General features: G+C 74.8%; 22 protein-coding genes. 19 read left to right on the top strand and 3 right to left on the bottom strand.

From position 1 onward, the window contains the following. Positions 1 to 84 precede the first annotated feature (84 nt). The 6 genes from ACFOYX_RS15015 to ACFOYX_RS14990 all read left to right on the top strand — a co-directional run bounded on the left by ACFOYX_RS15015 (position 85) and on the right by ACFOYX_RS14990 (position 5,826). Complete coding sequence (locus tag ACFOYX_RS15015; protein WP_322438970.1) at positions 85 to 1,095, top strand: cytochrome P450; 1,011 nt, start codon at positions 85 to 87, stop codon at positions 1,093 to 1,095. Continuing rightward, positions 1,092 to 1,898 (top strand): isocitrate lyase/phosphoenolpyruvate mutase family protein, encoded by an 807-nt coding sequence (locus ACFOYX_RS15010; protein ID WP_322438969.1) that lies wholly within the window; start codon positions 1,092 to 1,094, stop codon positions 1,896 to 1,898. Before ACFOYX_RS15015 ends, ACFOYX_RS15010 begins: the two co-directional genes overlap by 4 nt. A gap of 112 nt (positions 1,899 to 2,010) precedes the next feature. Next, positions 2,011 to 2,976, top strand: coding sequence for a hypothetical protein (locus ACFOYX_RS15005; RefSeq protein WP_322438968.1), 966 nt, complete (start codon positions 2,011 to 2,013; stop codon positions 2,974 to 2,976). Positions 2,977 to 3,253: 277 nt separating this feature from the next. Further along, positions 3,254 to 3,736: a DUF1203 domain-containing protein gene (locus ACFOYX_RS15000; protein WP_322438967.1), complete on the top strand. Its 483-nt coding sequence runs from the start codon at positions 3,254 to 3,256 to the stop codon at positions 3,734 to 3,736. A gap of 50 nt (positions 3,737 to 3,786) precedes the next feature. Further along, positions 3,787 to 4,719: a PfkB family carbohydrate kinase gene (locus tag ACFOYX_RS14995; protein WP_322438966.1), complete on the top strand. Its 933-nt coding sequence runs from the start codon at positions 3,787 to 3,789 to the stop codon at positions 4,717 to 4,719. A gap of 105 nt (positions 4,720 to 4,824) precedes the next feature. Then, positions 4,825 to 5,826 (top strand): carcinine hydrolase/isopenicillin-N N-acyltransferase family protein, encoded by a 1,002-nt coding sequence (locus tag ACFOYX_RS14990; RefSeq protein WP_322438965.1) that lies wholly within the window; start codon positions 4,825 to 4,827, stop codon positions 5,824 to 5,826. 54 nt (positions 5,827 to 5,880) lie between these two features. Here ACFOYX_RS14990 and ACFOYX_RS14985 read toward each other — a convergent pair whose 3' ends face one another. Beyond that, a complete protein-coding gene (locus tag ACFOYX_RS14985; protein WP_322438964.1) occupies positions 5,881 to 7,329 on the bottom strand; it encodes a hypothetical protein in 1,449 nt (482 codons plus the stop codon). 138 nt (positions 7,330 to 7,467) lie between these two features. Here ACFOYX_RS14985 and ACFOYX_RS14980 point away from each other — a divergent pair, with 138 nt between their 5' ends. Further along, positions 7,468 to 8,148: a DUF305 domain-containing protein gene (locus tag ACFOYX_RS14980; RefSeq protein WP_322438963.1), complete on the top strand. Its 681-nt coding sequence runs from the start codon at positions 7,468 to 7,470 to the stop codon at positions 8,146 to 8,148. A 7-nt stretch (positions 8,149 to 8,155) separates the two neighbouring features. Then, positions 8,156 to 8,917, top strand: coding sequence for a hypothetical protein (locus tag ACFOYX_RS14975; protein ID WP_322438962.1), 762 nt, complete (start codon positions 8,156 to 8,158; stop codon positions 8,915 to 8,917). Positions 8,918 to 8,928: 11 nt separating this feature from the next. On the opposite strand, the gene ACFOYX_RS14970 is transcribed toward ACFOYX_RS14975, so the two are convergent. Continuing rightward, positions 8,929 to 9,210, bottom strand: coding sequence for a hypothetical protein (locus ACFOYX_RS14970; protein WP_322438961.1), 282 nt, complete (start codon positions 9,208 to 9,210; stop codon positions 8,929 to 8,931). A 348-nt stretch (positions 9,211 to 9,558) separates the two neighbouring features. On the opposite strand from ACFOYX_RS14970, the gene ACFOYX_RS14965 reads away from it, so the two are divergent. The 5 genes from ACFOYX_RS14965 to ACFOYX_RS14945 all read left to right on the top strand — a co-directional run bounded on the left by ACFOYX_RS14965 (position 9,559) and on the right by ACFOYX_RS14945 (position 15,184). Further along, positions 9,559 to 9,801 (top strand): GntR family transcriptional regulator, encoded by a 243-nt coding sequence (locus tag ACFOYX_RS14965; RefSeq protein ID WP_322438960.1) that lies wholly within the window; start codon positions 9,559 to 9,561, stop codon positions 9,799 to 9,801. Positions 9,802 to 9,875: 74 nt separating this feature from the next. Continuing rightward, positions 9,876 to 11,111: a sensor histidine kinase gene (locus ACFOYX_RS14960; protein WP_322438959.1), complete on the top strand. Its 1,236-nt coding sequence runs from the start codon at positions 9,876 to 9,878 to the stop codon at positions 11,109 to 11,111. Then, complete coding sequence (locus ACFOYX_RS14955; RefSeq protein ID WP_322438958.1) at positions 11,108 to 11,773, top strand: response regulator transcription factor; 666 nt, start codon at positions 11,108 to 11,110, stop codon at positions 11,771 to 11,773. The genes ACFOYX_RS14960 and ACFOYX_RS14955 overlap by 4 nt, the downstream gene beginning before the upstream one ends. Positions 11,774 to 11,924: 151 nt before the next feature. Then, positions 11,925 to 12,716 carry an ABC transporter ATP-binding protein gene (locus ACFOYX_RS14950; protein WP_322438957.1) on the top strand — a complete coding sequence of 264 codons (792 nt, stop codon included), beginning with the start codon at positions 11,925 to 11,927 and terminating at the stop codon, positions 12,714 to 12,716. Beyond that, complete coding sequence (locus ACFOYX_RS14945; protein WP_322438956.1) at positions 12,704 to 15,184, top strand: FtsX-like permease family protein; 2,481 nt, start codon at positions 12,704 to 12,706, stop codon at positions 15,182 to 15,184. Before ACFOYX_RS14950 ends, ACFOYX_RS14945 begins: the two co-directional genes overlap by 13 nt. 151 nt (positions 15,185 to 15,335) lie before the next feature. Here ACFOYX_RS14945 and ACFOYX_RS14940 read toward each other — a convergent pair whose 3' ends face one another. Further along, on the bottom strand, positions 15,336 to 16,697 hold the full coding sequence (locus ACFOYX_RS14940) for a protein kinase (protein ID WP_322438955.1): 1,362 nt from the start codon (positions 16,695 to 16,697) through the stop codon (positions 15,336 to 15,338). 556 nt (positions 16,698 to 17,253) lie between these two features. Here ACFOYX_RS14940 and ACFOYX_RS14935 point away from each other — a divergent pair. The 6 genes from ACFOYX_RS14935 (at position 17,254) to egtD (ending at position 23,186) form a co-directional block, all read left to right on the top strand. Continuing rightward, positions 17,254 to 17,877 carry an RNA polymerase sigma factor gene (locus ACFOYX_RS14935; protein ID WP_322438954.1) on the top strand — a complete coding sequence of 208 codons (624 nt, stop codon included), beginning with the start codon at positions 17,254 to 17,256 and terminating at the stop codon, positions 17,875 to 17,877. Positions 17,878 to 17,893: 16 nt separating this feature from the next. Further along, entirely contained in the window at positions 17,894 to 18,652 is a 759-nt protein-coding gene (locus tag ACFOYX_RS14930; RefSeq protein WP_377534032.1) for a hypothetical protein, read from the top strand. Between the two features lie 154 nt (positions 18,653 to 18,806). After that, the gene (gene egtA / locus ACFOYX_RS14925; protein ID WP_322438952.1) at positions 18,807 to 20,042 is read left to right on the top strand and encodes an ergothioneine biosynthesis glutamate--cysteine ligase EgtA; all 1,236 of its coding nucleotides are present in this window, start codon (positions 18,807 to 18,809) and stop codon (positions 20,040 to 20,042) included. Positions 20,043 to 20,062: 20 nt separating this feature from the next. Next, on the top strand, positions 20,063 to 21,376 hold the full coding sequence (gene egtB / locus ACFOYX_RS14920) for an ergothioneine biosynthesis protein EgtB (protein WP_322438999.1): 1,314 nt from the start codon (positions 20,063 to 20,065) through the stop codon (positions 21,374 to 21,376). Between the two features lie 42 nt (positions 21,377 to 21,418). Next, entirely contained in the window at positions 21,419 to 22,165 is a 747-nt protein-coding gene (egtC, locus tag ACFOYX_RS14915; protein ID WP_322438951.1) for an ergothioneine biosynthesis protein EgtC, read from the top strand. A 55-nt stretch (positions 22,166 to 22,220) separates the two neighbouring features. Further along, positions 22,221 to 23,186, top strand: coding sequence for an L-histidine N(alpha)-methyltransferase (egtD, locus tag ACFOYX_RS14910; protein WP_322438950.1), 966 nt, complete (start codon positions 22,221 to 22,223; stop codon positions 23,184 to 23,186). The last annotated feature ends 173 nt before the right edge of the window (positions 23,187 to 23,359 follow it).

The raw sequence follows: 23,359 nt of genomic DNA, 5'->3' as shown, positions 1-23,359 counted from the left end.
CGAGAACCGCGGCGGGATGCCGGGCCGGTCGGCGGTGAGGACGGTTCGGCGGGGGCCGAAGGGTTGCGGGCCTAGCGTCGGGTCATGAGCTGGCCGATGATCGCCGCCGCGCCCGACACGCCCGCCTGCGGACCGCCCGTCGCCGACGCCGGCGACGGCTGGTGCGTCAGTCGCCACGCCGACGTGACCGCCGTGCTGACCCACCCCGACTGCGTGGTGCCGACCGCCCCCGCCGGGCCGCCGGGCACCCTGGCCTGGCTGCGGGGCACGGTGAGCCGGTTCAGCGCCCCGGAGCGCCACCCGGCCCGGCGCGCGGTCGGCGTGGCTGCCCTGGCCGGGCTCGACCCGGACGACCTGCGGAGCGCGGCCGCCCGGCTGACCGTGGACGAGATCGACCGGGCCGGCGGGCGGCTCGACGTGATGGCGCGGCTGGCTCGGCGCGTACCGCTGGAGGTGCTGGCCGACCGGCTCGGCCTGGCCGACCCGGCGGCGGCCGGGCCGGCGGTGGTCGCGGTGGCCGCCGCCTACCACCCGGGCGCGGCCCCGGCGGCGGTGGCGCGCGCCGAGCGGGCGGTCGGCACCCTGCTGGCGCTGTCGCCGCCCACCCCGCCGGAGGTCACCGCGAACCGGCTCGGACTGCTGGTGCAGGCCTGCGACGCCACCGCCGGGCTGATCGGCGCCGCCGCCCGGCACGTCCTCGCGGCGCCGGAGCCGGTGCCGACCGGCGACCTGCTGGCCGAGGTGCTCCGGCTCGATCCGCCCGTCCGCGCCACCCGCCGGGTCGCCACCGCACCGCTGCGGCTCGGCGGGCGGGAGATCCGCGCCGGCACTGCGCTGCTGCTCCGCTTCGACGCGGCCAACCGCGATCCGGCCGTCTTCGCCGAGCCGGACCGGTTCGTCCCGGGCCGGCCCGGCCGCGCGCTGACCTTCGGCGCCGGGCCGCGGGGATGCCCGGGCGAGCGGCACGCCCTGGCCCTGGCCACCGGGGTGGTCGACGTGCTGCGCCGCCGCTGCCGCGCCACCGACGCCGAGATCCGCCACGACCCGCACCCGGCGCTGCGCGTCCCCACCACACTCGAGGTGATCGCCCGATGAACGACCGGTACGCCGCCTTCCACGCCCTGCACCGGCCGGGCCGTCCGCTGCTGCTCCCCAACGCCTGGGACGCGGCCTCCGCCGCCGCGCTCGCCGCCCAGGGCCATCCCGCGATCGGCACCACCAGCCTCGGGGTCGCCGCGGCCGGCGGGAAACCCGACGCGGCGGCGGCCACCCGGGGCGAGAATCTCGACCTCGCCCGCCGGCTGCGCGGGCTGCCGGTGCTGCTCACCGTCGACGTCGAGGGCGGCTTCAGCGACGACCCGGCGGAGGTGGGCGGGTACGTCGCCGAACTGGCCACGCTCGGCGTGGTCGGGGTCAACCTCGAGGACGGCCGCCCCGACGGCACCCTGGCCCCGACCGAGCTGGTGGCGGCCAAGCTCGCGGCGGCGCGGGCGGCGGCGCCCGGGCTCTTCCTCAACGCCCGCACCGACGCCTGGTGGCTGGGGGCGCCCGAGCCGCTGGAGCAGGCCCTGCACCGGGCCCGGGCGTACCGGGCGGCGGGCGCCCACGGGTTCTTCGTCCCCGGGGCACCGGACGACACCGTCGGGCTGCTCGCCGCCGAGGTCGGCGTGCCGCTGAACGTGCTGCACCGGCCCGGCGGCCCGAGCCTGGCCGAGCTGGGTCGGCTCGGGGTGGCCCGGGTGAGCACCGGGTCGCTGCTGTTCCGCGCGGCCCTCGGCGCGGCGCTCGACCTGGCCGACGCCGTCGGTGCCGGGCGGGACGGTGACCGGCGCGCCGTCCCGTCGTACGGGTGGGTGCAGGAGCTGTCCGGGCGGTTCGGGGCGGACCACACCGGATAGGGCGTCGTTCGGGGGAGATAGGAGGATTGTTCGGGGATCCGCGGGTTCTGGTGATTACGGTGTGTTTCAGGTTCATCCACACCGTGTCCTGCCCGGAGAAGGGGACCCGACCATGCGAGTGCCCAGCCGAAGCCCCGGCCAGCAGCCCGGGCCCGCTGTCGCGTCCACCGCCCCCGTCCGCCGCCACCCGTCGTCCCCGACCCGCCGGTCCGCACCCGGCGAGCCGGACCTGGCCGGGTACCGGGCCGCGGTGGCGGAGCTGCTCGTCGAGGTGGGCGCCCTGGCGGACGCCCCGTCGACCGCCGCCAGGCAGGTGCTGCTGGACCAGCGGCTGCGCGAGCCGGCGATCGCCGCGGTGCTCGACGCCACCCCGCAGGGGTTCGTCGGCGCCCGGGAGACGCTGCTGCTGGAGATGGCCCGCTACCAGCCGAACGCCCGCAGCTCCGCCGCTGACCTGACCGCGCTGGTCCGGATCTACCTGCTCTCCCGGATCGACGTGATGTGGTGGCGGGACGCGCCCACCTTCGCCACCGACGCGCAGGTCAACGGCAGCGTCGACCTGGTCGACCTGGAGTGGCTGCGCCGCCGTGGCCTGCTCAGCTTCCGGTACCACGAGCAACCGGCGAGCGTCCTCCGCCGGAGCCTGCGCGTGGTACGCCGCCGACTCCTGCCGGACGCCACCCCGCGCACCGGGGGCCTGATGTTCCGCCGGGCCCGCCGCGAGGTCGTGGCCCTGCTCAACGACATCGCCCGGGAGTTCGCCGCGGCCACCCCGCCCGCCACCCCGCCGCTCTGGGTGACCAGCCTGGCCCGCAGCGCCGAGCACCAACATCGGCTGCGCCGCCTCGGGTACGCCGAAATGGTCCCCAGCGGCCACTGCCTCGGCTACGCCGCCGACGTGGAACTGGCCTGGTACGGCCGCTTCGGGGTCCGGGACACCCTGGCCGGGCTGCTGTTGGCCCGCCAGGACGCCGGTGAGATCAACGTGGTCGACGAGGGTCAGGCCTGGCATCTCTGCCTCGCGCCCACCGCCCGCCTCCGGCTGCGGCGGGCGTACGAGGCCGAAATGGGCCTCTGAGGAGAATGTGCGGCATCGCGCTCAGCCTCGGCCCGGAGGCCGACCCGGCCACCTTTCGCCGGATGCTCGCCGTCCGCGCCCCGCACGGCGAGATCACAACGCCCGGGACCTGGTCGGCGCGGCGAAGTGGAACGCCGCCCCGGTGGTCCGCCGGCTGGTCGGCCCGCGCCGCACCCGCGGTGGCGCCGAGGCGGCGCTGCCCGGCTGAGCACTGGAACGGTGACGCGAGGTCCGATCGCCGCCAGCATCCCGTTCCGGGTCGCGCGAGGCTGGGGTCATGACGACACTCGGCAACAACACGTTCCTCGTCCGCCCGCTGCCGGCCGGGGCACTGGCCGCCGTTCGGGCCACCGGCTTGGACGCGGCAGGGCAGCCGGTGGAGCGGTCCACCGCCGAGGGCGGGGAGCCGCTGCGCTGCTGCCTGCGCGATGCGAATCCGGGCGAGCCGCTGCTGTTGTTCGGCTACGCGCCGCCGCTGGCCGCCGGGCCGTACCGGGAGGTGGGGCCGGTCTTCGCCCACGACGCGGACTGCCGGGGAGCCGATCCCGCCGGCGGCTACCCGGCGCCCTGGCGGGGACGTCCGCAGGTGTTACGGGCGTACGACCGGCGCGGCCGCATCCACGGCGGCCGGCGGCACGACGGCGACGACCCGGAGGCGGTCATCGCCGAGCTGTTCGCCGACCCGGCGGTGGTCGCGCTGCACAGCCGCAACGTGGTTTACGGCTGCTTCATGTTCACGGTCGAGCGGGCCCACGACTGAGCCACCCCGTCCCGGGGCTTGACCGGCGGCGGCCCGGGTATCAGCCCGGCATGGCGGGACTGGACGCGATCGCGGTCGGGCAGGTGGCGCGGGATCTCGTGCTGCTGGTGGACGAGGTTCCCGGCGCCTCCCGGGCGGCCCTCGTGCGGCGTCGCCGGGAGCTGCTCGGCGGCAAGGGCGCCAACCAGGCCGTGGGCCTCGCCCAGCTCGGCGCGCGGGTCGGCCTGCTCGGGGTGGTGGGGCTGGACGAGGTCGGGGACCGGCTGCTCGGCCAGGCGCGCAGCGACGGCATCGACGTCGCACCGGTGGTGCGCCGGGAGGGCACGCCGAGCGCGCTCATCGTCGACGTGGTGGACGCCCACGGCCGCTGGCGCTACCTGGAGGACATCCCCGAGGAGACCCTGCTGACCGAGGCGGACGTGGCCGGCGCGGAGGACGTGGTGCGGGCGGCCCGGGCGGTGCTCGTACAGCTGCAGCAGCCCCTGCCGGCGGCGCTCGCAGCGGCGCGGTGTGCCCGGGCGGCCGACCGGCTGGTGCTGCTTGACGGCGCGCCGGACGACCCGGACGGCGCGACGGAGTTGCTCACCCTCGCCGACGTGCTGCGCGCCGACGCGCGGGAGGCCGGGCTGATCGTCGGCGACCCGCCGAAGGACGCCGACGCCGGCCTGCGGGCCGGCCGGGAGCTGCTCGGGCGGGGGCCGTCGCTGGTGGCCATCGAGGTGGCGGGGGAGGGGAACGCCTTCGCCTGGCCGGGCGGCGAGCTGTTCGTGCCGCTCAGCGAGACGCCCACGGTGGACACCACCGGCGCCGGCGACGCCTTCGTCGCCGCGCTCACCGTCGGCCTGCTCCGCGGCGACCCGCCCGAGCGCACCGCCCGGTACGCGGTCGCGGCCGCCGGAGCCACGGTGGGCCATCCCGGCGGCCGGCCGGCCCTCTCCGCCGCGGCGATCGAGGAGCAGCTGGCCCGCATCCCGGCGTCCTGACGGCCGGCCCGCCGACCCGCCGGGCACGGCTGTGCCGGGACCGCGGCACACGAGCGGCCGGTGTGGCGATGGACAACCGTCTCTGCCTGCCCTAGCGTCGCCGGTATGCGGAGGAGGACACTGCTCGCCGCCGGCGGCGCCCTGATGCTCAGCGTCACCGCGTGCACCCGTGCCCCGACCGCTGCGCCGCGCCCGGCCCCGGCCGGGACGCCGACGGCCTCGCGGCAGGACCCGGGCCAGGTCGAGCGGACCCTGGCCAGCCTGCGCAAGGTCGACGACCTGCCGCTGTACGAGATGACCTACGCGGGCGACTACGACCCGACGGTCGGCATTTCCGCGCCGCCCACGGCGAGCCCGTTCGGCTGTTCGCTCTTCGCCGCGCTCGGCGACCGTGGCCGGCCGTTGTTCGCTCGCAACTTCGACTGGGAACCCAATCCGGCCCTGGTGCTGCGGACCGACCCGCCGGACGGGTACGCCTCGATCTCCCTGGTGGACATTTCCTACCTCGGTGTCGGCCCCGATCCGGCCGGCGACCGGCGGCTGCTCAACGCGCCGCTGCTGCCGTTCGACGGAATGAACGAGCGTGGGCTCGCCGTCGGGCTGGCCGCCGACGACCGGGCGACCGCCCGTCCGGTGCCGGGCCGCCCCACCGCCGGCTCGGTACGCATCCTGCGCCTCGTCCTGGACAACGCCGCCACGGTGGACGAGGCGATCGGCGTTTTCGAGCGCTACAACCTGGACTTCGCCGGCGGTCCGCCGCTGCACTACCTGCTCGCGGATGCCACCGGCGCGTCCGCCGTGGTCGAGTTCGTCGACGGGAGGCTGCGGGCCCAGCGGGGTCGGGGCCGCTGGCAGGCGTTGACCAACGTGCCCGTGATCGACGTGCCCGAGCGGCGGCTGCGGCAGGACCACCGGTACGGCGTCGTCGCGGCCGCACTGGACAAGGCGGGCGGGGCGGTGGACTCCCCGGCCGCGCTGAAGCTCCTCGACGCCGTCCGGCAGCCGCACACCCGCTGGTCGGTGACGTACGGCCTGCGCACCGGGGAGGTGCGGCTGGTCACCGCGAGGGGCGGCGGCGAGCGCCGCTACCAGCTGGCGATGAGCTGACCGGCGTCGGGCCCGGCCCCGTGGTGCGGAGCCGGGCCCGAGTGTCGTGGACCGTCAGTCCCGGTAGTCGGGCTGGGTCTGCACGTTGAGCCGGGTGAAGTGCCTCGTCTCCGCGCCCGGGATGGACGCCTGGTCGATCTCCAGCACGTCCAGACCCTTTTGGATGTCGCTGGAGAAGATGTTGCCGTTGTAGTAGTACGACGACCAGGCGCCACCGAGGACGAGATGGGTGTCGGAGATCGGCCCCCGCTCCCAGTAGCCGATTTCCCGCGGCGCCGCCGAGTCGGTGAAGTCCCAGACGGAGATGCCGCCCTGGTACCAGGCCTGGACCATGATGTCGCGCCCGGGCACCGGGATCAGCGAGCCGTTGTGGGCCACGCAGTTCTCGGTGCTGGAGTTGTCCCGGGGGATCTTGAAGTAGCTGCGGAACACCATCGTCCGGGCGTCGCCGCTGCCGGTGATGTCGTAGATGGCGTCCGCGCCGCGGTTCGGCCCGACGGTCGTGTTGCAGGTCGCCGCGCCACCGCCGCCCAGCTCGTCGGTGAAGATGACCTTGGTGCCGGTGTTGTTGAACGTGGCCGAGTGCCAGAAGGCGAAGTTGACCGTGTCCCGGACCTGGTTGATCACCCGAGGCGCCTCCCGGTCGGAGATGTCCATCAGGATGCCGTCACCCATGCAGGCGCCGGCGGCCAGGTCCTTCTCCGGGTAGGCGGTGATGTCGTGGCAGCCGGTGGTCGCCGAGCCGCCGGGGCGGCCCGGGTACCCGCCGTCCGGGAAGAGGTTCGGCGTGCTGACGACCGCCGCGTCGGTGGGCTGGTTCAGCGGCACCTTCACGATGGAGATCGAGTCGTGCGGCGGCTGGCAGTCGGGGAACGACGCGGTCGGGCTGTACGAGGAGACGTACAGGTAGACGGACGTGCCGTCCTTCCCGGGCACCAGGGTGTGCGTGTGCGAGCCGCAGTCGGTCTCGACCGACTTGATGTAGCGCGGGTTCTCCTTGTCGCTGATGTCGAAGACCTTGATGCCCTCCCAGGACTCCTTCACCGACGCCGACTGCGAGACGCTGTTGCAGGAGTCGTCGCTGCGGGAGGAGTCGGTGGAGAGGAAGAGCAGGTCACCGTAGACGGAGACGTCGTTCTGGGACCCGGGGCAGAGCACCTGCGACATGATCTTCGGCTTCGACGGGTTCGCGATGTTGTAGATGACGAATCCGTTGTAGTTGCCGACGTAGGCGAACGGCCCCTGGAAGGCCATGTCGGTGCCGAAGGCGCTCTCGGTGTCGAACGGCGCCTGCTTCGGCAGGTTGGCGATCTGCCGGATGTTGGGGCTGCTGGAGATCTGGTCGACACCGAGCCCGGCGGCGTCCACCGTGGCGGGTTCGGCGCTGAGTCGGGGTGTCGCCTGAGCACCAGTGGCGGTGGCGACGCTGGCAAGGAGCAGGCCGGTGGCGGCCAGGCTCACGATCCGGAGTTGACGGGACCGAGACGCAGTGAATCTGATCATCGGCGAGACCCTTCGAAAGGGGATGACGATGGCCCACACCTTACCGGTGGACGACCGACATCAATGTGACCTGGGTCACATTCGGGTTCCATTGTCTATGGATAGGATCGCTGTCACCTCGACCGGGAGGGGTCGCGCATGACTGACCGACGTGGACGGACGCTCATCGCCGTCACAGTTGGAGCCCTGGTGTTGGTCGTCCTCGGCCTGACCCTTCGGTCGCGCGCCGACAGCGCCCCGGAGGTCGCCGCAGCGACGTCGAGCGCGTCGCCCACGGCGGACGTACCCCCGGTCATCGTGCCCGGACGGCCGGGAGAGTCGGCGGCGGTCCGCCCGGCGCAGGAGGTCCGGGACGCGTCGCCACCCCGGTACAACAGCCTCGACGTCTGGTTCGTCCGGATGATGATCCCGCACCACCAGCAGGCGCTGGAGATGGCCGCGCTCGCCGAGAGCCGGGCCGCCGACCCGCGGGTCCGCGCGGTCGCCGACCGCATCCGGGCCGCCCAGGAGCCGGAGATCGGCCTGATGCGGGGCTGGCTCGCCGCGCGTGGGCTGCCCGCGGAGGTGCCCGGGCACGACCACGGCACCATGCGGGGCATGCAGTCCCCGGAGGCCATGCGGGGGCTCGCCGCCGCGCGGGGCGCGGACTTCGACCGGCTCTTCGTCCAGATGATGACCGCGCACCACCAGGGCGCCGTGGCGATGGCGACCGACCTGCTCAAGGTGGGCGCGGACCTGACCATGAGCGAGTTCGCCAACTCGGTCGCCACCGAGCAGGGCGTCGAGATCGACCGGATGCACGAACTGCTGGCCCGCTGACCGCCACATGACCACCAATCCGCATCGGACCGGGCGACCGGCGGCGGTCGCCCATACCGCCGAGCCGCGACCGCGACTGGACTACTACCTGATCCTCTCGCCGATCAGCGCCCGCCCGCCGGAACCCCGGGCGGAGGGGATCCTCGTGGAGGAGTTCGTCCGGGACTGCGACTGGTCGACCTTGGGCCTGCGGAGTGCAGGGTGGACACCGGCGGACGGCGGCTGGTGGAGCTCCGCATCCTTCAGCCGCGGCATGCGCACCGACCCGAAGCTGTCCGGGCGGGTGACGCCGGTCGGCCGCGGCGCCGCCGAGGTGGCCTACCGGCAGCTCGGCGGGGGGCGGCTGCCCGCCGAAGCCGTACTGCGTACCTACTTCCGTCACTACGAGCGGTTTCCGACCGCGCCGCCGCTCCGGCTCGGCCCAGCGGACGCACCGGCCGGATTCCACGAGCAGCGGGTCTACCGCGTCCTGTTCGCCAAGGACCTTCGTGCGGACCAACTGGCTTACCTGAGTGCCGAGTGGCGGACGCCGGCCGAAGACGGTCCTGCCGACCAGGCACGAGGGATGCCCGCCGGCCGACTGCGGGTAGGCAGCGACCTGTTCGACTGGAACCTCCGCAGAATCGGCCAGGGCCTCGCCTGGTGCCTCGACCTGACCGCCTCGCTGGCGACCGACGCTGACGACGCCGTCGGGCCGGTGCTGCACGAACTGACCGCCGTCCTGCGCCGGCAGGGGCTGATCCCCGTGACGACCGAACGGTTCGCCTGACGGCTCAGGGGCTACCGCGGTCGGCCGTCGCGTCCGGTACAGGCTCCATCGTGGTCGGCCGGGAGGGGGCAGCGGGCGGAGTCGCCGAGCAGCGCGTCGCACCAGACCCGGGTACGCACGAACTGGCGGTCCTCCTCGCTGAGGGTGGTCTCGCCGAAGTCGATGGCGGTGACGTGGCGCAACGAGTCCCGCAGCGCGACGGTCAGGGAGATCGCCTCGTCCAGGCTGGTGAGGGTGGTGGGGAGGTGGACGATCCACCGGGGCGGCAGCGGAAGCCCGTCGGTCGAATCCATGACCCTCCCTGGTCGATGGGCAGGTGGCGCCGAGGCGGGCGGGGGCGACCGGCGCGACCGCGCGCCCACGCCGGCCGGAGCCCGGCACCCACCCCGGGCCTGCTTCTTCGTCGCCCGTCTGTCGACGGCCGAGGTTGCTGGCGTCGGAGCAGCACGCCGGCTGCCAGGGACTGGAACTGCCTGCTGACCTTCCGGTTGCCGCGCCGACGAAGGAAGGGGCCGCAGTGCCTAGCTGGGGCCTTTCCTCGACTCTGCACCCTACCGGCAATACTGGTAAAGTCAACGTTGCTCTTGAAGTTCTCCCGCGGGCCGTGATCAGATGTGTGGGCCTAGCTGGGAGTACTTCGCATGCCCGCACCACGGAAGTTCGAGCCGCACTATCGGCGGATCATCGCCGACATCAGGAAACGCATCGCCTCGGGCGAGTGGCCGCCCGGACACAAGCTGCCCTCGACCAAGGCTCTCGCCGACCTGTACGAGGTCGGCAGTCAGTCGACCGTCCGCCAGGCCATCACGATCCTCATCGAAACCGGTGAGCTCTACGGTCACCAGGGGCTCGGCGTCTTCGTCGCCGACCGGTCCGTATCCTGACCGGGGCGGCTCCCCGGCGGCCGAGCGCCGCACCCGCCACCGCCGTTCGAAGGGCTGTGCGCCCCGTACGCTGGGTGACCGTGAACCGCACGATCTTCGGCCGTCCGCTGCGCGGCGTTGCGTTCGACGTCGCCGTCTCCGGCCTGGTGGTGCTCTTCGCCGTCGCCGCCGTGGTCACCCAGCCGGGTGGCTGGAAGGCGACCCTGGTCGGCTGCGCGATGGCGGTGGCGCTGCTGTTCCGGCGGTCGCACCCGACGCCGGTGGCCGTCGTGGTGGGCGCCCTCGCCCTCACCCAGGTGATCGCCGGCTGGGGTCCGCTGGGCTACGACATCGCCGTGCTGATCGCCCTCTACAGTGTGGTGAAGTACGCCGACCGGCTGCGGGACGGCATCCTCGCCGGTGCGGCCGCCGCGGTCGGGGTGGTGCTCGCCGCGCTCCAGGTCCACGGGCCGGCGGCCTGGTGGGCGAGCGCCATCTACTTCGGGCTGATCACCGGCGCGGTCTGGCTGGTCGGCCTCAACGTGCGGACCCGCCGGCTCTACGTGCTGACCCTTGAGGAGCGGGCCGCCACCCTGGAACGCGAGCGGGACGCGGAGTCCCGGGCGGCGGTGGCCGAGGAGCGCACCCGGATCGCCCGGGAGCTGCACGACGTGGTCGCGCACAGCATGGCGGTGATGATCGTGCAGGCCGACGGCGCCCGCTTCACCATCGACCGGGACCCGGCCACCGCCCGCGAGGCGGTCAAGGTGGTCGCCGACACCGGCCGGCAGGCGCTGGAGGAGATGCGGCGGCTGGTGGGCGTACTGCGGGAACCGAGCCGGCCGGAGCCGGTGGCCGCGCCCGGGATGGCGGGTGAGCCCGACGGCGGTGGGTGGTCGGCGGAGCCGGCGCACCGCCGGCCGGCGCTGGTCGAGCTGCCCGAGCTGCTGGACCGGTTCCGCGCCGCGGGGCTGCGGATCGCCTGGACCGTGACCGGCGAGCCGGTGGCGCTGCCGCCGGGCCTGGAGCTGACCGTGTACCGGGTGGTGCAGGAGGCGCTGACCAACGCCCTCAAGCACGCCGGGGTGGGCGCGTCCGTCGACCTGGACCTCGGGTACTCCGACGACGCCGTGCTGGTCCGGGCCGTCGACGATGGGCGCGGCCGGCCGCTGGTCCAGCCGGCGCCGTCCGGCGGGCACGGCCTGGTCGGCATGCGCGAGCGGGTCAGCGTGTACGACGGCAGCCTCACCGCCGGGCCGCGGCTGGCCGGGGGCTGGCGGGTCGAGGTGCGGCTGCCGCTACCGTCGGCGGCCGAGGGGGTGGCGGCATGACGGTCCGGGTGGTGATCGTGGACGACCAGGCGCTGGTGCGCGCCGGGTTCAAGATGGTGCTGGACTCCCAGCCCGACCTGGCGGTGGTCGGCGAGGCGATCGACGGCGCCGACGCGCTGCGGGTGCTCGACCGGGTCGAGGCGGACGTGGTGGTGATGGACATCCGGATGCCGACCATGGATGGGGTGGAGGCGACCCGCCGGATCTGCGCCGGGCGGCCGCTGGGTCGGTCCCGGGTGCTGGTGCTCACCACCTTCGACACCGAGGCCGACGCGTTCGCCGCCCTCCAGGCGGGGGCGAGCGGCTTCCTGCTCAAGAACGTCCCGCCGGAGGAGCTGCTGGCCGCGATCCGGGTGGTCGCCGAGGGCGACTCGGTGGTGGCGCCGTCGATCACCCGGCGGCTGCTGGACCGGTTCGCCGGTCAGCTCGGTCCCGGCCCGACCGAGGACCCCCGGCTGGCCCAGCTCACCGAGCGGGAACGGGAGGTGCTGCTGCTCGTGGCGCAGGGCCTGTCCAACGCGGAGATCGCCGCCCGGGTGCACGTCGCGGAGGCGACGGTGAAGACCCACGTCGGCCGGATCCTGGCGAAACTCCAGCTCCGCGACCGGGTGCAGGCGGTGGTGCTGGCGTACGAGAGCGGGCTGGTCACCCCCGGCGGCTGAGCGGGCGTACGACCTGGGTCGTACGGGTCCACCCGGTCCGGGGCGACCCCGGTCGTACCCAGGTCGAGCGCGCAGGTGGAGATCAACCGGCCGGTGCCGCGCCTAGCGTCGGAAGGGTCAGATCCACCGCCTGAAACACGGGGAGCACCACGTGCCCGTCGCACCTGTCACGACCGCTGCCGGCGTCGCGGTCACCGCCCGCGACCTGCGCAAGGAGTACGGCGCCGGCCAGTCCCGGGTCGTCGCGCTCGACGGCGTCGACCTCGACTTCGCCGCCGCCCGGTTCACCGCCATCATGGGACCCTCCGGGTCCGGCAAGTCCACCCTGATGCACTGCCTCGCCGGGCTCGACCGGCCGAGCGGCGGCGCGGTGCGGATCGGCGACGCGGACCTCGCCCGCCTCGACGACCGGCGGCTCACGCTGCTGCGCCGGGACCGGATCGGCTTCGTCTTCCAGAAGTTCAACCTGCTGCCCACCCTCACCGCCGAGGAGAACATCGTCCTGCCGCTGGCCATCGCCGGCCGGCGGCCCGACCCGGCCTGGCTGCGGCAGGTGGTCGCCGCGGTGGGGCTCACCGACCGGCTCCGGCACCGGCCCGCCGAACTCTCCGGCGGGCAGCAGCAGCGGGTCGCGGTGGCCCGGGCGCTGATCACCCGGCCGTGGGTGGTCTTCGCCGACGAGCCGACCGGCAACCTGGACTCCCGCTCCGGCGCCGAGGTGCTGCGCCTGCTCCGCGAGGCGGTCGACACCCTCGGCCAGACGGTCGTGATGGTGACCCACGACCCGGTGGCCGCCGGGCACGCCGACCGGGTGGTCTTCCTCGCCGACGGCCGCCTGGTCCACGAACTGATCGCGCCGACCGCCGGGCAGGTCCTCGACGCGCTCACCCGCCTCGACCCGGCCGCCACGCCGGCCCAGGGGCGGACCCGATGCTCCGTCTGACCCTGCGCCAGGTACGCGCCGACGGGCTGCGCCTGCTGCTCTCCTCGCTCGCCATCGTCCTGGGCGTCGCCTTCGTCGCCGGTACGCTGATCTTCACCGACGGCATGCGGGCCGCCGCGTACGAACGCGCCGGCACCTTCGACCGGCACACCGACCTGGCCGTGTACGCCGGGAAGACGCCCCTGCCGCCCGCCCTGGTCGACCGGGTGCGGGCCGTCGACGGGGTGGCCGCCGCCGACGGCGAGCTGACCGGCTCCGCCGGGGTGGTCGGCTCCGACGGCCGCCCGGTGCTCGGGTACGCCGTCCTCGCCGCGATCCCCACCGATCCGGCCCTCCAGTCGTACGACCTGGTGGCCGGCCGGCTGCCGGCCCGCCCCGGCGAGCTGGTGCTCGACGCGCCGACCGTCGCCGACGAGGGCTTCCGGCTCGGCTCACCGGTGCGGGTCGGCGGGTCCGGGGGAGCGGCCCGGCCGTACACCCTGGTCGGCACGGTGGACGTGGCCGGCACCCCGCGGGACGTCGGCGGGCCGTACCTGGGGCTGGTGGGCGCCGACGCGCTCGCGGTGACCGGCGAGCCCGGGTACGGCCGGATCATGGTGGCCGCCCGTCCCGGGACGGACCCGCGGGCGCTGGCCGAACGGGTCCGCGCCGTGGCCGGGTCCGGGGCGACGGTGAAGGAGCGGCAGCAGATCCTCGACGACGCGGTCGACGACGCGGTACGCGACCAGCGCCAGTTCGGCCTGTTCCTGATGACCTTCGCGGCGGTGTCCGTCGTGGTGGCCGGCTTCGTCATCGCCAACACCTTCGCCATCGTGCTCGCCCAGCGGACCCGGCGGACCGCGCTGCTGCGGCTGGTCGGCGCCACCCGCGGGCAGGTGTTCCGGGCGACCCTGCTGGAGGCGGCGGTGATCGGGCTGCTCGCCTCGGTGCTCGGCGTCCTCGCCGGCGCCGCGCTCGCCGGCGGGCTGAACGCGCTGCTGTCCGCGTGGGACGCCCCGACCTCCGGCGGGCTCGCCCTCACTGCCCGGACGGTGCTGCGCTGCCTCGGCCTCGGCACGCTGCTCACCGTCGGCGCGGGGGCGCTGCCGGCCTGGCAGGGGACCCGGGTGCCGCCGGTGGCCGCGCTCACCGACGCGGCGGTGCGGCCGTCCCGGCGGGCCGGCCGGATGCGGCTGGCGTTGGGCGCGCTGGTCTTCGCCGCCGGGGTGGCGGCGCTGGTCGGCGCGGGCCTGGCCGGTCAGGTGCCGCTGGTGGCCGCCGGCGGGGTGCTCAGCTTCTTCGGCATCGTGCTCTCCGGCCCGGTCCTGGTGCCGGCGCTGGTCCGGGTGCTGGGCTGGCCGGCCCGGCGACTGCTCGGCACGACCGCCGGGCTCGCCGTGGCCAACGCGGTCCGCAACCCGCGCCGGGTCGCCGCGACCGCCACCGCGCTGGTCATCGGGATCGGTCTGGTGTCGGCGTTCGTGGTCGGGGCGGGCAGCGCGAAGGCGGGCATCGAGCGCGCCGTGGACGCGGAGATCGGGGTGGACTTCCTGGTCACCGGGATCGGGGCGGACCTGCCGGCGCCGCTGGCCGGGGAGTTGGCCGCCCGACCGGAGCTGGGCGTCGTGCACGAGCAGCGCAGCCGGGTCGTCGGCGGTGTCGAGGTGCGGTCGGCGCACCCCGCCCTGATCGGCCGGACGCTGACCGCCGTGGACTCCGGTGACGTCGGCCGGCTCGGCCCCGGCACCGTGCTGGTGCACCGGCAGGTGGCCGCGGCGCGGGGCTGGACCGTCGGCTCGACCGTGACCGTCGCCGGTCGGCCGTTCCGGGTGGCGGCGGTGGTCGCCGACGACGGTCCGGTGCTGACCGGCAGCCCGGTGCCCCCCGGTTTCGTGGTCGACGTGGTGGACGCCGACTTCGGCCGGCTCTTCCCGGCCGAGCGCGGGCACCTGGCGGAGGTCGATCCCGCCGACGGGGTCTCCCCGGCCGCGGCCCGGACCGCGATCGAGTCCGTGCTCGCCGACTACCCCACGGTCAACCTGATGGACCAGGCCGCGTACAAGAAGATGCTCACCGGCCCGGTGGACATGGTGCTCGCCTTCGTCACCGCGCTGCTCGGCCTGGCCGTGGTGATCGCGCTGGTCGGGGTGGCGAACACGCTCAGCCTGTCGGTGGTCGAACGCACCCGGGAGAACGCGGTGCTGCGGGCGGTCGGGCTGACCCGGGGCGGGACGCGCGCCGTGCTGGCCGTCGAGGCGGTGCTCACCGCCCTGGTCGGCACGCTGCTCGGGATCGCGCTGGGCACCGGCGTCAGCGCGGGCGCGATGGCCGTGGTGGCCCGGATCGGCGGTGACTTCACCCTGGTCATGCCATGGGGGCGGCTCGGCCTGATCCTTACGGTGGCGGTGCTGGCCGCCCTCGCCGCCTCCGTCCTGCCGGCCCGGCGGGCGCTGGCCCGGCCGGTGGTCGAGGCGCTCGGCGCGGAGTGAAGACGGGGCGCTGAGCGACCGCGCTCCGGCCCGCTTAGCAGCGGGACCGGAGCGCGGCCGCTTCGGATCAGGCGGTGCGGCGAGGTTGGCCGGTCACCTGTGGCCGGTGCGGCGCAGCCGCGCACCGGTGCCGGCGATGGAGCGGGCCGGTTCAGCCCTCTGGGGTGTCCGGAGGGGTGGTCGTGGTGCTCGTGTCCGTCGGTACCGGCGCGGTGGTCGTGGTCGTGTCAGTCGGCACCGGCTCGGTGCTCGTCGGCGTGGTCTCGACCGTCGAGGGCTCCGGTGATGTCGACGGCGAGGTAGCCGAGGTCGGCGTCCGGCTCGGTGTCGCCGAAGCCGACGGGGACGGCCGGTTGCCCGGCCCGGCCGGACGGTAGGTGCGACCCGTCGGTGCGGCCTCGGTGGCGGCCGGGACCTCGCCTTCGCCGCTGGGCGCGACCCCGGGCGACGTGGTCTCGATCGTGGTGGCCGGGTTGTTGTCGGCCGATTTCGCCGCGCCGAGCGCGGCGCCGAGCGCGATCAGCCCCACCAGCACCGCCGCGAGCGCGCCGACCAGCGCGCCACGTCGCCCGCGCCGACCGGCTCGGCCGACCGTGGCCGTCGGCGCCACGATCGGGTGGTCGTCCCGGGTGGTCATCGGGCCGGCCGGCCTGCGCAGCGTGACCGGCACCATGGCGGTGGGCGACTCGGAGATCGCGGCGCGGGCCGCCGCCGCCATCGCGGCGCCGTCCGGGAAGCGGTCGGCCGGGTCCTTCGCCAGCGCCCGCGCGACCAGTTCGCGGACCGGCTGCGGGATGTCGGGCGACAGCTCCGGCGGCTCGTCGTCGAGGTGCCGCACGGCGACCTGGAGCGGATTGTCGCCGGTGAACGGCGGACTGCCGGTGAGGCAGCAGTACGCCACGGCGCCGAGCGCGTAGATGTCGGTGGCCCCGGAGACCGGACGGCCCGCGGCCTGCTCGGGAGCCATGTAGAGGGCGGTGCCGGGTACGGCGTTCGTGCTGGTGATGCTGGTCACGTTGGTCGACCGGGCCACGCCGAAGTCGACCAGCACGACCGTGCCGTCCTCCTGCACCAGCAGGTTGCTCGGCTTGACGTCCCGGTGCACGATGCCGCGGGCGTGCGCCGCGTGCAGGGACTGGGCCACCTGCGCCACGATCGACATCGTCTCGGCGACCTCGAGCTGCCCGGCGGCCTCGATGCGGCGGGAGAGTGGCTCGCCCTCGACGAACTCCATGACCAGGTAGTCGGCGCGGCTGCCGTCGGGCAGGTCGTCCGCGCCGGAGTCGAAGACCTGCACGATGCCGGGGCTGCGCAGCGAGGCCATGATCCGGGCCTCGGCGCGGAACCGGGCGATGAAGTCGGGGTCGGACACCAGCGCCGGAAGTAGGACCTTCACTGCGACCTGACGGCCCAGCACCTGGTCCGTGGCACGCCAGACGTCGCCCATGCCGCCGGTGGCGACACGTTCGTCCAGGCGGTACCGACCGCTGAGTACGACTTCCGATGACAACACCCCATTACCGTACCCAGAGTGGTGGCGGAGTATTTCCCGCGATCTCTCCCGCCGGAGGCGGCGGCCGGTTCGAGGTCGATTCGCCGAACGGTCGGCGGCATCCGCGCCGTTCGGCCGACCTTACGGACCCCGGTACGATCGGCCAGGAAATGGGGCTGACGAGTTTCGTATGTCCGGCTTCCGGACACCGGATTCACCTGATGTCTGCTGATCGGCGCACCGAGCGTCTGAAAGGCCCCTGCCGTTACACCGACTCGCCGTGTCAGGTCTTAGACAAATCTCACTCTTTCCGCTCGAACGGCGGCTTGTCCCACCACCGATCCACTCCTAGCGTTAGCCCGGCTCTGGGCCGCGCCCCATGACGCCGGTACCGTATGTCCGCCGACGGCCGTGTTCCGCGGCGTTGTCCATACGTGCGTCCGCCGTTCCGGCGTCGGGCGCGATCGGGTCAGCGGGGGGCTGATGGTGCGGGTGGTGGTCCGGTTGTCGGACAGGGCGGGCGCCGGCCTCGCCGGCTCCGGCACGGGTCGGCCCGCGGATTCGGAACGGCGGCTCCATGACCGGTGAGCTGAACGAGGCGGTCGTCGCCGCGCAGGCGGGGGACGAGGAAGCATTCCGTTTCCTTTACCGCACCCTGCAGCCCGGCCTGGTCCGCTATCTCACCGCGCTCGTCGGCGCGGACGCCGAGGACGTCGCCTCGGAAACCTGGCTGCAGATCTCCCGTGACCTGCCCAGATTCACCGGCGGCGAATTCCGGGCCTGGACGGTCACCATCGCCCGCAACCGGGCGATGGACCATCTGCGCCGGCAGCGCCGCAGACCGTCGCTGCCGGTGCCCGTGCAGGCGCTCAGCGAGCTGGCCGGGGACGCCGACACCGCCGAGCGGGCCGGGGAGACCATCGGCACCGAGGCGGCGCTCGCGCTGATCGCCACCCTGCCGCCGCGGGAGGCCGAGGCGGTGCTGCTCCGGGCGGTGATCGGTCTCGACGCGGAGACCGCCGGACGGGTCCTCGGGCGGCGCCCGGGCGCGGTCCGCACCGCCGCCCACCGTGGGCTGCGCCGACTCGCCGGGCTGCTCGAACGCGGCGAGCCGGGCCAGCCGTCGGCGCCGCCCCGCCCCCGTACCGGTCGGGGATCGCAGGCGCCCAGCGCGCCCCACGCCGAGCCGGCGGACGGATGACGTGAGGGGATTCCGAATGAGCTCTCGCCGGTCCGACGGACCCGCCGACCGGGCGGAGTCCGAGCGTCTCCTCGACGCGGCCCGGGACGGCCGACCCCCGGCCGACGCGGACCCGCTGCGGCACCTGCTCGCCGCCGCGGCCGCCCCGGCGAACCCGGGCGAGCTGTCCGGGGAGGAGCAGGCCATGACCGCGTTCCGAGCGGCCCGCGTGGCGCCCGCGTTCGCGCCGGCGCCGGCACCCCGGCGACGGCGGCTCCGGGTCGGCGCGGCGGCCTGGGTCGCCTGGCTCGCCGCCACCGCCACCGCCGGCGTGGCCTTCGCCGCGGTCAGCCTCGACCGTCCCGAGCAGCCCACCTCCCCACCCGCACCCACCACGCCGGGCAGCTCCAGCTCCGGCGTCGACGGCTCGCCGTCGCCGACCCGCGGGGCCGACCCGACCGGGAGCAGCCCGGGCACCCCCGCCAGCACCGGCCCGTCCGTGGCACCCGGCACCACCGGTGCCGGACCGGGCCGACCGGCGACCACGGCGCAGCTGACCGGGCTCTGCCGGTCGTACCTCGCCAAGTCGCCAGAGCAGCGCGCCAAGGCGCTGGAGACGCCCAGCTTCGGCGATCTGGTGAGCGTCGCCGGCGGCGCCGACCGCGTCGAGGACTACTGCCTGCGGCTGGTGCCGGAGGCGAGCCCGAACTCCTCGCCCAGCCGCGGAGCCGCCCGGTCGACCCGACCCACCCCCGCCGCGCCGACCGGGAAGCCGAGCACCGGCACCGACCGCTGAGCCGCCGATCCGGACAATAATTCATCTCTACGGGCGCGCGGATTCCGTCTGCTAGACAGAAGATGGTGGAACCGCGGACGCACCGGCCGATGACGGTCGGTGACAGCGCGGTCGACGCAGCGGTCTGGACCCGCACGGAGAAGGGAGCCGTCCCTTGGTGATGTCACCGGAGCTGGAACGGACCACCGTCCTGCAGGACACGGCCGGGGCGGCCCGACACATCGCCAGGATCTGCTTCAAGACCGGCCCGCCCACGTTCACCGGCGTCGAACTGGAATGGACCGTGCACGACGGGGCTGATCCGGCCCGCCCCGTCGACCGTGAACGACTCCGCCGGGCACTGGGGCGGCACAGTCCCGTCACCATCGGCGGGACGAGCCCCGCCGAGCCGCTCGCCGGCGGCGGCAGCGTCACCGTGGAGCCGGGCGGGCAGGTGGAGATCTCCACCCCGCCGCGATCGTCCATCGGGGCGCTGATCCTGGCCACCGAGGCCGACATCGCCGAACTGACCGCCGTGCTGGACGCCGCCGGGCTGGCCCTGGGGCACACCGGCATCGACCCCTGGCGGGCCCCCAGCCCAGTCGTGGAAACCCCGCGCTACCAGGCCATGCGCTGCGTCTTCGACCGGCGCGGACCGGCCGGTCGGACCATGATGTACAGCACCGCCGGACTGCAGGTCTGCCTGGACGCCGGCGAGCCGGAGCGGCTGGCCGAGCGGTGGGCGGCGGTGCACGCGGTGGGACCGCCGTTGCTGGCCGCCTTCGCCACCGCGGATCGGCACGCCGGCCGGCGTACCGGCTGGGCCTCGGCCCGGATGGCCGCCTGGCTGGCCATCGACCCGGCCCGGACCCGACCGGTCTGGTCCCCGGCCCGGCCCGACCGGGACCCGGTCGCGACCTGGACCGAGTACGTCCTCGCCGCGCCGCTGCTCTGCCTGCGCGACGACGGTCCGGATTGGACACCGCCGCCCGGGGTCACCTTCGCCGACTGGCTCGCCGGGGCGCTGCCCCGGCCACCCACCACCGACGACCTGGAATACCACGTCGGCACGCTCTTCCCGCCGGTACGCCCGCGCGGCTACCTGGAGGTCCGCTACCTGGACGCCCAGCCCGGTCGGGAGTGGACCCTGCCGCTCGCGGTGCTGGCCGCCCTGTTCGCCGATCCGGGCACCACCCGGACGGCGCTGAGCGTCGCCGCCCCGGTGGCCGACCGCTGGCACCCCGCCGCCCGGTACGGCCTCGCCGACCGGCCGCTCGCCGAGGCGGCGGCGGCCCTGTTCGACCTGGCCCTGGCGGCCCTGCCGCAGCTGGACCTGCCGGCGGGAACGCACGACGAGACGAGCCGAGGAATCCAGCGGCGCCGCGCCGCCGCGGAGAGGGGGTACCGGTGACGACGACCGAGCGGCCGGGCATGGAGGCGGAACGGCTGCGCAGCCGGATCGCCGTGGAGCTGGAGCGGACCCGGGCCCGCACCGCCCTGCTCACCGAGGCGGTGGACGACGACGACCTGGTGCGGCAGCACTCGCCGCTGATGTCCCCGCTGGTCTGGGACCTGGCCCACGTCGGTAACCAGGAGGAACTCTGGCTGGTCCGCGACGTCGGCGGGCGCCCAGCGGTCCGCCAGGACATCGACGACCTCTACGACGCGTTCAAGCAGCCCCGCAAGGACCGGCCGTCGTTGCCGCTGCTGCCGCCGGCCGAGGCGCGGGCGTACGTGAGCACGGTGCGGGACAAGGTGTACGACCTGCTGGACGGCATCCGCTTCGCCGAACGGGGGCTGCTTGCCGACGGCTTCGCGTTCGGGATGATCGTGCAGCACGAGCAGCAGCACGACGAGACCATGCTCGCCACCCACCAGCTGCGCTCCGGGCCGCCGGTGCTGGACGCGGCACCGCCGCCGCAGCCGCGCGCCCGGGTGGCCGACGAGGTGCTGGTGCCGGCCGGCCCGTTCACCATGGGCACCTCCACCGACCCGTGGGCGCTGGACAACGAGCGCCCCGCGCACACCGTCGAGCTGCCGGCGTACGCCATCGACGCCGCGCCGGTCACCAACGGCCGGTACCGCGAGTTCATCGCCGACGGCGGGTACGACGAGCCGCGCTGGTGGAGCGGGGCGGGCTGGCGGCACCGCACCGAGGCGGGGCTGACCGCGCCGATGCACTGGCGGCGCGACGGCGACGGCTGGGCGTACCGGCGGTTCGGCCGGTGGTCGCCGGTCCGCGACGACGAGCCGGTGGTGCACGTCTGCTTCTTCGAGGCGGAGGCGTACGCGGCCTGGGCCGGCCGGCGGCTGCCCACCGAGGCCGAGTGGGAGAAGGCGGCCCGCTGGGATCCGTCGACCGGCCGGTCCCGCCGCTACCCCTGGGGCGACGACGACCCGACCGCCGAGCACGCCAACCTGGGGCAGCGGCACCTGTGGCCGGCGCCGGTGGGCGCGTACCCGGCGGGAGCCTCGCCGCTCGGCGTGCACCAGCTGATCGGCGACGTCTGGGAGTGGACCTCGACGACCTTCCGGGGGCACCCGGGGTTCGCCGCCTTCCCCTACCGCGAGTACTCGGAGGTCTTCTTCGGCGACGACTACCAGGTGCTGCGGGGCGGTTCGTTCGGCACCGACAAGGCGGCCTGCCGGGCCACCTTCCGCAACTGGGACTACCCGATCCGGCGGCAGATCTTCAGTGGCTTCCGCTGCGCCCGCGACGCCCGGCCCGAGGAGGCACACGCGTGAGGGAGCGGAGCGAGGCGGCGGCGTGAGCGACGGTGCCTCCTGATGTGTCGCCATCTCGCGTACCTCGGACCGCCGGTCCGCCTGCGAGCCCTGCTGTACGACCCGCCGTACTCGCTGCTGCGGCAGTCCTGGGCGCCGCGGGACATGCGCGGCGGCGGCACGATCAACGCCGACGGTTTCGGCGTCGGCTGGTATCCGGGCGAGGGCGACCCGGTCCGCTACCGGCGGGCCCAGCCGCTCTGGGGCGACAGCACGCTGCCCGAGCTGGCCGCCGTCACGGTCACCGGCGCGGTGCTGGCCGCCGTCCGCTCGGCCACCGTCGGGATGCCGGTGCAGGAGGGTGCCGCCGCGCCCTTCGCCGAGGGGCGCTGGCTGTTCAGCCACAACGGGGTGGTCCGCGGCTGGCCGGACGCGGTGGTCCCGCTCGCCGCCGACCTGCCGGTACGCGACCTGCTCACGCTGGACGCGCCGACCGACTCGGCGCTGCTGTGGGCGCTGGTCCGGCACCGGCTGCGGGCCGGGGCGGATCCGGCCGTCGCGGTGGCCGAGACCGTCGCGGCGGTCGCCACGGCCGCCCCCGGCTCGCGGCTGAACCTGTTGCTGACCGATGGCCGGACGGTGGTGGCCAGCGCCGCCGGGCACGCGCTGTCGGTCCGGACCGCCGGGGATTCGGTGCTGCTGGCCTCCGAGCCCCTGGACGACGACCCCGACTGGCGGCCGGTGCCGGAGGGGCAGCTGGTGGTGGCCACCCGGGCCGGGGTGCGGACCCGCGCCCTGGCGGGCGGGTGACGCCGGAAGTTTTCGCAGCTGGGACAGGGACGTTCGCCAACGGAAGGGACACCTCATGAGCGCGGAGCCACTGGAGATCTACCTGGAGGAGCAGGACCTCGCCCGCAGCCTGCGGGAGGACGTCCGGTTCGGGCTCACCGCCGAGCCGAAGTGGTTGCCACCGAAGTGGTTCTACGACGCCCGGGGCAGCCATCTCTTCGAGGAGATCACCCGGCTGCCGGAGTACTACCCGACCCGGGCCGAGCGGGCCGTGCTGGCCGAGCACGCCGACGAGATCGCCGAGCTGACCGGCGCGAAGACGCTGATCGAGCTGGGGTCCGGCTCGTCGGAGAAGACCCGGCTGCTGCTGGACGCCTTCACCCGTCGCGGCGGGCTGGGCACCTTCGTACCGCTGGACGTCTCGGTGAGCGCCCTGGAGCAGTCCACCGCGGAGATCGCCGCCGACTATCCGGGGCTGCGGGTACGCGGGATCGTCGGCGACTTCACCCGGCAGCTGGACCGGCTGCCCACCGGCGGCCGGCGGCTGGTGGTCTTCCTCGGCGGGACGATCGGCAACCTGCTGACGGTCGAGCGGGCGGAATTCCTGACCTCGATGCGCGCCGCGCTGGAGGCCGGCGACTGGCTGCTGATCGGCACCGACCTGGTCAAGGACCCGGCGGTGATGGTGCCGGCGTACGACGACGCCGCCGGGGTGACCGCCGACTTCAACCGCAACGTGCTGCGGGTGATCAACCGGGAGCTGGGGGCGGACTTCGACCCGGACGCCTTCGCCCACGTGGCGGCCTGGGTGCCGGAGCGCGAGTGGATCGAGATGCGGTTGCGTGCCGAGCGCCCGATGAGGGTGCGGGTACTCGACCTGGACGTCGAGTTCGCCGCCGGGGAGGAGCTGCGGACCGAGATCTCGGCGAAGTTTCGGCCCGAGGGGATCACCGCCGAGCTGACCGGCGCCGGGTTCGCCCCGGAGGCCTTCTGGACCGACCCGGACGGCCTGTTCGGCGTAACCCTCGCCCGGGCCGACTGAGCGGCCGGTCCGGGAGGCGCGCCGGAGGCGGCCGCGGGTGAGGCTGTTCACCCGCGCCGGCCGGCGCCGGGCGGGGTGGGCTAGGCTGGCCGGCGCGAAGGGGAGTAGCCCCCAATGTCGTGGTCGACATACTGGTGCGTTCCGCATCCGGCCACGCGGCCCCGGTCCCCGGG

The organism is Micromonospora sp. GCM10011541 (genome assembly GCF_042650725.1).
Classification (GTDB): Bacteria; Actinomycetota; Actinomycetes; order Mycobacteriales; family Micromonosporaceae; genus Micromonospora; species Micromonospora sicca.
Note: the sequence above shows the minus strand (reverse complement) of the source record. Positions and strands in the feature narration are given on the sequence as shown.